General features: G+C 62.2%; 9 protein-coding genes. 3 read left to right on the top strand and 6 right to left on the bottom strand.

All coding sequences use genetic code 11. From position 1 onward, the window contains the following. Positions 1 to 30 precede the first annotated feature (30 nt). Positions 31 to 1,023, bottom strand: coding sequence for a D-cysteine desulfhydrase (locus J4E53_RS28075; RefSeq protein ID WP_103311010.1), 993 nt, complete (start codon positions 1,021 to 1,023; stop codon positions 31 to 33). Positions 1,024 to 1,530: 507 nt separating this feature from the next. Here J4E53_RS28075 and betT point away from each other — a divergent pair. Continuing rightward, the gene (betT, locus tag J4E53_RS28070; protein ID WP_177431747.1) at positions 1,531 to 3,492 is read left to right on the top strand and encodes a choline transporter BetT; all 1,962 of its coding nucleotides are present in this window, start codon (positions 1,531 to 1,533) and stop codon (positions 3,490 to 3,492) included. A gap of 152 nt (positions 3,493 to 3,644) precedes the next feature. Here betT and J4E53_RS28065 read toward each other — a convergent pair whose 3' ends face one another. After that, positions 3,645 to 4,385, bottom strand: a complete 741-nt coding sequence (locus J4E53_RS28065; protein WP_060739682.1) for an SDR family oxidoreductase — start codon at positions 4,383 to 4,385, stop codon at positions 3,645 to 3,647. A gap of 130 nt (positions 4,386 to 4,515) precedes the next feature. On the opposite strand from J4E53_RS28065, the gene J4E53_RS28060 reads away from it, so the two are divergent. Both J4E53_RS28060 and mgrA read left to right on the top strand, forming a co-directional pair. Continuing rightward, positions 4,516 to 5,406, top strand: coding sequence for a LysR family transcriptional regulator (locus J4E53_RS28060; RefSeq protein WP_103311008.1), 891 nt, complete (start codon positions 4,516 to 4,518; stop codon positions 5,404 to 5,406). Positions 5,407 to 5,604: 198 nt separating this feature from the next. Continuing rightward, positions 5,605 to 6,642: an L-glyceraldehyde 3-phosphate reductase gene (gene mgrA, locus J4E53_RS28055; RefSeq protein ID WP_103311006.1), complete on the top strand. Its 1,038-nt coding sequence runs from the start codon at positions 5,605 to 5,607 to the stop codon at positions 6,640 to 6,642. A 185-nt stretch (positions 6,643 to 6,827) separates the two neighbouring features. Here mgrA and tauD read toward each other — a convergent pair whose 3' ends face one another. The 4 genes from tauD to tauA are packed head-to-tail and all read right to left on the bottom strand — an operon-like array spanning position 6,828 to position 10,348. After that, positions 6,828 to 7,670: a taurine dioxygenase gene (gene tauD / locus J4E53_RS28050; RefSeq protein WP_060739679.1), complete on the bottom strand. Its 843-nt coding sequence runs from the start codon at positions 7,668 to 7,670 to the stop codon at positions 6,828 to 6,830. Between the two features lie 49 nt (positions 7,671 to 7,719). Further along, complete coding sequence (tauC, locus tag J4E53_RS28045) at positions 7,720 to 8,559, bottom strand: taurine ABC transporter permease TauC (protein ID WP_103311005.1); 840 nt, start codon at positions 8,557 to 8,559, stop codon at positions 7,720 to 7,722. Then, entirely contained in the window at positions 8,556 to 9,350 is a 795-nt protein-coding gene (gene tauB / locus J4E53_RS28040; protein WP_060739677.1) for a taurine ABC transporter ATP-binding subunit, read from the bottom strand. Before tauB ends, tauC begins: the two co-directional genes overlap by 4 nt. Before the next feature lie 20 nt (positions 9,351 to 9,370). Then, on the bottom strand, positions 9,371 to 10,348 hold the full coding sequence (gene tauA / locus J4E53_RS28035) for a taurine ABC transporter substrate-binding protein (protein ID WP_092475524.1): 978 nt from the start codon (positions 10,346 to 10,348) through the stop codon (positions 9,371 to 9,373). Positions 10,349 to 10,479 lie beyond the last annotated feature (131 nt).

Raw genomic sequence — 10,479 nt, 5'->3', positions numbered from 1 at the left:
CTCGCTCCCACATTGAGGGTTTCCACATCTTCAGAAGACGGTGTTATAGGCAAACAACGCCGGTGCGCCGCCGGTGTGCAGGAAGATGATCGGGCCTTCGTCGAAGCGGTCGCGGCCAATGCCATCGAGCAGGCCGGCCACGGCCTTGCCGGTGTAGACCGGATCGAGCAACAGGCCTTCCAGGCTGGCCAGCAGCTTGACCGCCGCCAGTGTCCCGGCGTTCGGTTCGCCGTAGCGGGGGGCAAAATATTCATCCCACAGGATCACTTTGAACGCTTCCGGAAGGGCGACTTCGAGTAACGCTGCCGTGCGCTCGGCCAGGCCCTGGACCTTCGGAAACTGGTCCTCCTCGCTGCGCGAAACTGTGACGCCAATGACCGGAAGCGCCGGCAGGCTTTCACTCAACGCCAGCGCCAGGCCGCTGTGGGTCCCGGCACTGCCCGAGGCCAGTACCACGGCAGCGAACTCGATTCCGGTGTCCTTGATCTGCTCGGCCAGTTCCAGGCCGGCGCGCACATACCCCAGTGCGCCCAAGGCGTTCGAACCGCCAATCGGCACCAGGTAGGGCTTTTTCCCATTACTGCGCAGGCGCCCGGCGAGGGCCTGCAATTGCTCGTCGGCGTTGTCCAGGTTTTCCACTAGCTCGACCTTGGCGTCGAACAGCTCCAGCAGCAGCCGGTTGCCGTTGCCCAGGTAATTGCTGTCTTCGGTGCCGATGGGGTTTTCCAGCAAGGCCACGCAACCCAGGCCCAGCTTCGCGGCCAGGGCGGCGGTCTGGCGTACGTGGTTGGACTGGATCGCCCCGGCGGTGATGAGGGTATCGGCGCCTAGGGCGATGGCATCGGCGGCCAGGTATTCGAGCTTGCGCAGTTTGTTGCCGCCCAAGGCCAGGGGCGTCAGGTCGTCGCGCTTGATGTAGACGTCCCGGCCGAGCCAGTTGGAGAGGCGGTCGAGTTTTTCCAACGGTGTCGGATGGTTGAGCAGGTCGAGACGGTTAAAGCGAGACAACTGTTCTTTGATCATGGGTCCGTACTGGTTGTAGGCGATGTCTGGACTATAGGCACGCGGATATTCGTGGGCAACCGGCAATCATTTGTTTGGAAGTAAACCAGCGACGGGCAGGGAGTGACACATGATTTATGAACACCTCAAATCCTGTGGGAGCGAGCTTGCTCGCGATAGCGGTGGTTCAGTTGGCCTCTGTATTGACTGACATACCGCCATCGCGAGCAAGCTCGCTCCCACAGGGGGCTGTGTATATGGCTTAGGCACTGAACGAATGCTCACCAGGCAACGTCATACCCTCCCGTAGGCTAGCGTAGGAAACATGCCGTTGAGCCCTGCGATTAGTCCTTAGCTGCCTATTCATGTTTAACTTGAACGTTCATTCAAGTTAAACCGTCGGTTTGCTGCCCGCTCACAATAAGGAGGCTTGCTTTTGCCGAGTCCGTTTTCGACCCTCGCCGTTTCGCTGCCCGGGGTGCCTCGCCCATGAGTGCTTCGTCCCTGCCACCCAGCGGCCTGGTCCGCATGAACCCGCCGGTGTTTTACTTCGCCGCGACCTTCATCCTGCTGTTCGGTCTGGTGGTGATTGCCATGCCCGCCCAGGCCGGCGCCTGGTTGCTGGCCGCGCAGAACTGGGCGGCCAATACGGTCGGCTGGTACTACATGCTCGCGATGACGCTGTATCTGGTCTTCGTGGTGGTCACCGCCTTGTCCGGCTACGGCAAGATCAAGCTCGGTGCCGACCACGACGAGCCCGAATTCAGCTATCTGTCCTGGGCCGGCATGCTGTTTGCCGCCGGCATCAGCATCACGCTGTTTTTCTTCTGCGTTTCCGAGCCGCTGACCCACATGGTGCAGCCGCCCCAGGGCCAGGCCGGTACCGCCGAGGCGGCGCGCCAGGCCATGCAGATCCTGTTCTTGCACTGGGGCCTGCACGGCTGGGGCGTCTTTGCGTTCGTCGGTATGGCCTTGGCATATTTCGCCTACCGGCACAATTTGCCGCTGGCCCTGCGTTCGGCGCTGTACCCGCTGATCGGCAAGCGCATCAATGGCCCCATCGGCTACGCCGTGGACGGCTTCGGCATTATCGCGACGGTGTTCGGCCTCGGCGCGGACATGGGTTTTGGTGTGCTGCACCTCAATTCCGGGCTCGACTACCTGTTCGGCATCGCCCACACCCAGTGGATCCAGGTCGGCCTGATCGTGCTGATGATGGGCGCGGCGATCATCGTCGCGGTGGCCGGTGTCGACAAGGGTGTGCGGGTCATGTCCGACATCAACATGCTGTTGGCCTGTGCGTTGTTGCTGTTCGTGCTGTTCGCCGGGCCCACCCAGCATTTGCTCAATACGTTGATCCAGAACATCGGCGATTACCTCGGCGCCTTGCCGATGAAAAGTTTCGACCTGTACGCCTACAACAAGCCCAGCGACTGGCTGGGTGGCTGGACGGTGTTCTACTGGGCCTGGTGGATCGCGTGGTCGCCGTTCGTGGGCCTGTTCATCGCACGGATTTCCCGTGGCCGCACCATCCGCGAATTCGTGTTTGGCGTGCTGCTGATCCCCCTGGGTTTCACCCTGGCGTGGATGTCGATCTTCGGCAACAGCGCCATCGACCAAGTGCTGAACCACGGCATGAGTGCCCTGGGCATGTCCGCCCTGGAAAACCCGTCGATGAGTCTTTACCTGCTGCTGGAAACCTACCCCTGGAGCAAGACCGTCATCGCGGTCACCGTGTTCATCAGCTTCGTGTTCTTCGTCACGTCCGCTGACTCGGGCACCGTGGTGCTTTCGACGCTGTCCGCCAAGGGAGGCAATCCCGATGAGGATGGGCCGAAATGGCTGCGGGTGTTCTGGGGTGCGATGACGGCCCTGGTGACCAGTGCGTTGTTGTTCTCCGGCAGCATCGATGCCTTGAAGTCGGCGGTGGTGCTGACGTCCTTGCCGTTCTCACTGATTCTGCTGTTGATGATGTGGGGCCTGCACAAGGCGTTTTACCTGGAGTCCCAGAAGCAGATCGCGCAATTGCATTCCCTGGCGCCGGTGTCGGGATCGCGCCGGGGCACGGGCGGCTGGCGTCAGCGCTTGAGCCAGGCGGTGCATTTCCCCTCCCGTGACGAGGTGTACCGTTTCCTCGACACCACGGTACGCCCGGCCATTGAAGAGGTGACCGCGGTGTTCGTCGAGAAGGGGCTGACGGTGGTGACCCAGCCCGACCCGGCCAACGACAGCGTCAGCCTGGAGATCGGTCACGGCGAGCAGCATCCGTTCATCTACCAGGTGCAGATGCGTGGCTACTTCACGCCGTCCTTCGCCCGCGGCGGCATGGGCTCGAAGGAGCTCAACAACCGGCGCTACTACCGTGCCGAGGTGCACTTGAGCGAAGGCAGCCAGGATTACGACCTGGTGGGCTACACCAAGGAGCAAATCATCAACGACATCCTCGACCAGTACGAGCGGCACCTGCAGTTCCTGCATTTGGTGCGCTGAGCGAGGCCGTAGGTTTTCCATCTTTACCGGCCTCATCGCGAGCAAGCTCGCTCCCACAGGGGCAAGTGATTCCTTCTTGGAGGGCCGCTGACTCCCTTGTGGGAGCGAGCTTGCTCACGATAGCGGTTTGCCGGACGCCGCCGGGCGAAGCTTCAGACAAGCCCGCCATTGGCCCGCAGGACCTGCCCATTCACCCAGCCAGCGGCCGGGCTCACCAGGAACGCGATGATGCTGGCAATGTCCTGCGGCTGGCCGAGGCGTTCCAGGGGCGGCATCTTGGCGTAGTGCTGCACCTGTTCTTCGCTCTTGCCGTGCATGAACAGTTCGGTGGCGACCGGGCCGGGAGCCACGGCATTGACCGTGATCTGCCGACCGCGCAGTTCCTTGGCGAATACCTGGGTCAGGGATTCCACCGCCGCCTTGCTGGCGATGTACACCGAGTAGCCGGGCAGGTTCAGGCCTACGGTGCTGCTGGAAAAGTTCACGATCCGGCCACCGTCGTTCAGGCGGGTCGCGGCTTCGCGCAAGGTGTTGAAGGTGCCACGGGTGTTGATGGCGAACGTCTGCTCGAACAGCTCGTCGCTGTGTTGTGCCAGGGGCATGACCTGGAGGATGCCGGCGTTGTTGATCAACACATCGACCTTGCCCAGTTTCGCTTCGGTTTCATCGAACATCCGCCGCACATCGGCGGAAGAGGACACGTCTGCCTTGACCGCTATGGCTTGGTGGCCGGCCTGGCGCAGTTGAACCACCAGTTTCGAAGCTTCGGTGGCGCTGTTGGCGTAATTGATGACGACGGCAAAACCTTCGCTGGCCAATTGCTTGGCAATCTCTGCTCCGATGCCGCGGGAGGCGCCGGTCACGATGGCAACTTTCGAGTTTTGAACAGTCATGTGAGATTCCTTTGAGGTTGAAGTGTCTTGATTCGTTGAAACCAGATTCACATGTTTACTCTTGGCGATAAATGCCCGAGAGTTGCCTTGACTGTTCAATATTTTCCAACAATCAAGGCACGGGGTTCAGATGGACCAGGTCAAGGCGATGAGGGTATTTGTCCGCATATACGAGCGCAGCAGCTTCACCCTGGCCGCTGAAGACTTGAATATGCCCCGGGCCACGCTGACCCATACGCTCAATCAATTCGAAGCCTGGCTGGGCATTCGTTTACTGGAGCGCAGCACCCGCAAGGTGCGCCCGACCCTCGACGGCGAAGCCTACTACCCACGCTGCGTGCAATTGCTGGCGGAGCTTGAAGAGGCCGAACTGGCGTTTCGCGGCGTGGCGCCCAAAGGCAAACTCAGAGTAGACCTGCACGGCACCCAGGCGCGGTACTTCGTGATTCCGGCGTTGCCGCAATTCATGGCCCGCTACCCCGAAATAGAACTGTTCATCAGCGAGGCGGATCGTTTCGTCGACCTGATTGCCGAGGGCGTCGATTGCGTGCTGCGCTCCGGTACGCTGGCGGATTCGTCATTGATCGGCCGCCGTGTCGCCAATCTTCGGCAGATCACCTGTGCCAGTCCCGGTTACCTGCGCCAGTATGGCGAGCCGAAGAGCCTCGATGACTTGAAGCATCACAGGGCGGTGAATTACGTCTCGCGGACCACCGCCAAACTCTATCCGTTCGAGTTCATGGTCGATGGCGAACTCAAGGAGGTGCCGATCGGGGGCTCGTTGTCGGTGTCCGGCGCCGAGATCTACGCCGCCTCGGCCATCGCCGGCATGGGCCTGATCCAATGCCCGCATTACCGAATGGAAGAACCGATCCGGCAGGGAATGATCCAGGAAGTCCTCACCGCCTACCCGCCGCCTTCCATGCCGGTGTCGGTGCTCTATCCCCACAACCGACACATGTCGCCACGGGTTCGCGTATTCGTGGATTGGGTGGCGGAGGTGTTTGCGCAGGCGCGTTAGTGGGGCCCGTGGTTATCGCTGGCCTTGTGGGAGCGAGCTTGCTCGCGATGAGGCCTTTGCCAATCGATATTTTCGTTGGCTGATCCACCGCTATCGCGAGCAAGCTCGCTCCCACCCTATTGCGAACTTTCAGCCTGACCGAGGCGTCTGTGAAATGTTAGCGTCTGTCACCCGCCGTCCGAACAGAGAGCCTTTTCGATGACCTACACCGCTGCGCAAAACCGCTACGATTCCATTCCTTACCGCCGCGTCGGTCGCAGCGGGTTGGTGCTGCCGGCGTTGTCGCTGGGGTTGTGGCATAACTTTGGCGACAGTACGCCCATCGACACCCAGCGTGCCTTGCTGCGCACGGCGTTCGACTTGGGCATCAACCACTTCGACCTGGCCAACAACTACGGCCCGCCCTACGGCAGCGCGGAGATCAATTTTGGCCGGTTGCTGCGCGAAGACTTCAAGCAGTACCGCGATGAGTTGATCATCTCCAGCAAGGCCGGTTGGGACATGTGGCCGGGACCTTACGGCCAGGGCGGCGGTTCGCGCAAATATGTGCTGGCCAGCCTCGACCAGAGCCTGCAACGCCTGGGGCTGGACTATGTGGATATCTTCTATTCCCACCGCTTCGACCCCGATACGCCACTGGAAGAAACCGCCAGTGCACTGGCCACTGCGGTGCAGCAGGGCAAGGCGTTGTACATCGGCATTTCCTCGTATTCCGGGGTGAAGACCCGGGAAATGGCGGCGCTGCTCAAGGAATGGAAAGTCCCGCTGCTGATCCACCAGCCGGCCTACAACCTGCTCAACCGCTGGGTGGAAAAAGACCTGCTGGACGCCACCGACGAATTGGGTACCGGTGTGATTGCCTTCACCCCACTGGCCCAAGGGCTGCTGACCGACAAGTACCTCAAGGGCGTTCCGGCCGATGCGCGGGTGAATCGTCCGGGGGGTGGCTCGTTGCAGGCTTCGCACTTGTCGCAGGAGAACCTCGCCCACGTGCGCGCCCTCAATGAGATCGCCCAGCGTCGTGGCCAGAGCCTGGCGCAAATGGCCCTGGCCTGGACCTTGCGCGATCCCCGGGTCACCTCCGCCCTGATCGGCGCCAGCCGGCCGGAGCAGATCATCGAGAACGTCGGAGCCTTGCAGAACCTGAACTTCAGCGCCGAAGAGCTGGCCGAGATCGACCGGTTTGCCCAGGAAGGCGGGATCAATCTTTGGGAAAAGCCTTCGTCAGCTGAGTAACACAACCCCCTGTGGCGAGGGAGCTTGCTCCCGCTGGGCTGTAGGAGCTGTCGAGCGAAGCGAGGCTGCGATCTTTCCGCCGATGCTTGAGTCTCAAGCGAAAGATCAAAAGATCGCAGCCTTCGGCAGCTCCTACAGCGCAGTCGAGCGGGAGCAAGCTCCCTCGCCACAAGTGAGTGGTGGGTTCAGCGAAAAAACGGCACATCCCCCAACACCGTCGCCCGGTGCATCACCCGCCGGGCCGGGCGGTAGTCGTCCACGGCGAAATGCTGGGTCACACGGTTATCCCAAAACGCCACGTCGTTGACCTGCCAGCGCCAGCGCAGGGTGAACTCCGGGCGGGTGGCGTGGGCGAACAGCAGTTTCAGGATCGCCTCGCTTTCGCTTTCCGACAGCTCGTTGATCCGTGTCGTGAAGCCTTCATTGACGAACAGTGAACGACGCCCGCTCACCGGATGGGTGCGGATCACCGGATGGGACAGCGGCGGGTTTTTCCGCCGTGCCTCTTCCCAGCGCGCCAGGTCTTCGGCGGTGTTGCCAAAGCGCTCCAAGGGAAAGGACCGGGTGAAATCGTGGGTCGCCGTCAGGCCTTCCAGCAAGCGTTTCAACGGTGTCGACAAGGCTTCATAGGCGGCGATACCACTGGCCCACAATGTATCGCCACCCACCGCCGGCAACAGCTTGGCGCTGAGCACCGCGCCGAGGGCTGGTGTCGGCAGAAAGGTCACGTCGGTGTGCCACACGGCGTTGTCGCGGACATCGGTGACGGCGGTGTCGAGCACCAATACTTCAGGCTGCTCCGGCACGTTGGGGTAGATCGGATGAATGTGCAGGTCGCCAAAATACCCGGCGAAACGCGCCTGCTGTGGCGGTTCGATCGGCTGGTCGCGGAAAAACAGCACCTGGTGTTCGAGCAGCGCCTGCTCGAGGGTGTCGCGGTCGGCCAGGCTCAGCGGCTGGCGGATATCGATTCCTTCGATCTGCGCGCCGAGGGCGGTGCTCAGAGGCGTAATGGTCGGGCGGTTCATCGCAGTGTTCTCGGTCTGGGCGCCGAATGGTCGGCGTGGTCATTGGGTATCAATGGGTCTGGCCGTGCCACGGCACCAGTTTGCGTTGCAGGGCGCGCAGGCCCATTTCCATGGCGAAGGCAATCAGCGCGATCACCAGGATTCCCAGCACCACCACATCGGTGACCAGGAACTGCGCCGCTGACTGCACCATGAATCCCAGGCCGCTGGTGGCGGCGATCAGTTCGGCGGCCACCAGTGTCGACCAGCCCACGCCCAGGCCAATGCGGATGCCGGTGAGAATGTCCGGCAGGGCACTGGGCACGATTACATGGCGAATCAACTGTGCCCGCGTGGCGCCCAACGATTGCGCCGCGCGCAGCTTGGCCCGGTCGACGGTGCGCACGCCGGTGGCGGTGGCAATGGCAATCGGGGCGAAGATCGCCAGGTAGATCAGCAGCACCTTCGACAACTCGCCGATGCCGCACCAGATCACGATCAATGGCAGGTACGCCAACGGTGGGATCGGCCGGTAGAACTCGATCAACGGATCGAGCACACCGCGTGCGATGCGGTTGGCACCAATGGCGATGCCCACCGGCACCGCCGTCAGCACCGCGAACAACAGGCCCAGGCCGATGCGTTCAAGGCTGGCGGCCAAGTGTTGCCAGAGGGTGGAGTCCATGTAGCCGTGGGTCGCCAGCAGCCAGCCTTTTTGCAGCACGGCCGAAGGCGGGGGCAGGAACAGCGGTTCGATCAGGCCGCTGGCGGTGACAGCCCACCAGGCTGCCAGCAACGCGATCAGGGTCAAGCCGCTGATCCAACGCGTACTCACGTGGGGCCTCAAACCGCTGGCCGCGGGCCGGGTTGTCGCGTCACGGACCCCGGCGGGAATTTCGTAGCTGCTCATGCGCGCTCCTGGGGTCGAGTGGCGCTGCGTTGGGAAAACACTTTGGCGAGCACATGCTCGCGGGTTTCGATGAAGCGCGGGTCGGACTTGATCGACCGTGCCGATTCCCCGGCCCCGTAGCGCTGGCCGAAATCCAGGCTCAGGCGTTCGACGATCTGCCCCGGGTTCGGTGCCAGCAGAATCAAGTCCGTGGCGAGGAAGACGGCTTCTTCAATGTCATGGGTGATCAGGAACACCGGCTTGGCGGTGCGCTGCCAGACCTGCAGCAACAGTTCCTGCATCTGCTCGCGGGTGAAGGCGTCCAGCGCACCGAACGGTTCGTCCATCAACAGCACACGCGGGTCGGCCGCCAACGCCCGGGCCAGGCCGACGCGTTGTTTCTGGCCGCCGGAGAGCTGCCAGACGCGGCGTTGCTCGAAACCGGCCAGGTCCACCAGGGCAAGCATTTCCCGGGCGCGAGCCTCGCGTTTTTCCTTGGGGACGCCGGCCAGTTCCAGGCCGAACCCAACGTTTGCCAGCACGTCTTGCCACGGCAGCAGCGCATCGTCCTGGAACACCACGCCGCGTTCGGCGCTCGGGCCCTTGACCGGCGTGCCGTCGAGGGTGATCTGCCCGGCGCTGGGCTCGACGAACCCGGCAATCAGGTTCAACAGCGATGTCTTGCCACTGCCGGATGGACCGAGGGCAACCAGCAACTGCTTCGGCCCCAGGGTCAGGGAAATATCCGCCAGCACCGGTTCCGCTGCGCCGGGGTACTGTGCGCTGATGCGCTCCAGTTGTAGCAAGGCCATCGCATGTCTCCTTTTTTTGATCAGCGAGTGATGTATTTGGCGCTGACGTAAGGCGCGTAGTCCGGCAGCACGGCTTCGACTTTGCCTTGCTCCTTGAGGAACGCCGCGGTATCGGTGATGGCTTGGGTGGTCGGTGCGCCGAGGCTCACGACCTGATCGGCCGCCAGGGGAAAGACGTTGCCTTGCAGCAACAACGGGATATCGCTGGCCTTGGCACCGGAGAGCTTCACCAGTTTGTCGACGTTGGACGCATCGGCCAGCCAGGCTTGTGGGTCCTTGCGGTACTGGGCGTAGGCGTCCAGGGTCACTTTGGCGAAGGCGGTGACGATTTCAGGGTGCTTCTGGGCGAAGTCCTTGCGCACGATCCAGGCGTCGAACGTCGGTGCGCCGAACTTGGCCAGCTCCGCGGAGGTGATCAGCACCTTGCCGTTTTCCTTGGCCACACCCAGGGCTGGGTCCCAGACGTAGGTGGCGTCGATGTCGCCACGCTTCCAGGCGGCGATGATGGCCGGTGGCGCCAGGTTGAGCACGGTGACTTTCGACGGGTCGATGTTCCAGTGCTTCAACGCGGCGAGCAGGCTGTAGTGACCGGTGGACACGAACGGCACGGCGATCTTCTTGCCGATCAGGTCTTGCGGGGAATTAATGCCGGAGCCGTCACGAACCACCAAGGCCTCGGCGGCGCCGATCTGGGTGGCGATGAGGAAGGTTTCCACCGGGACCTTGCGGGTGATGGCCGCGGTCAACGGGCTGGACCCGAGGTAGCCGATCTGCACATCGCCCGAAGCGATGGCGGTGATGACGTCGGCACCGTTGTCGAACTTGCGCCAGTCGATCTTGGCTTGGGTGGCTTTTTCGTAGGCGCCATCGGCCTGGGCGACTTTGGCCGGGTCGACGGTGGTCTGGTAAGCGACGGTCAGGTCGGCTGCCTGGGCAAAAAGACTCGTGGCTGCCAGGGAGGCGGCCGCGAGAAGGCGAAGGGGGAAACGCAAAGACATGGAAAATCTCCTCAACAGGCCGCCGGACGTTCGGCGTTCGAGGAGACTAAATGATCTAAGAATTCAAAAATAAATAACTTTTTCGAATTAGCTTATTTGCGAAAAAAACATCCGGAAATGACTGAGGCCTC

It is taken from the genome of Pseudomonas sp. FW305-28 (assembly GCF_017351395.1).
Classification (GTDB): Bacteria; Pseudomonadota; Gammaproteobacteria; order Pseudomonadales; family Pseudomonadaceae; genus Aquipseudomonas; species Aquipseudomonas fluorescens_AA.
This window is presented reverse-complemented; position numbering and strand designations above follow the sequence as displayed.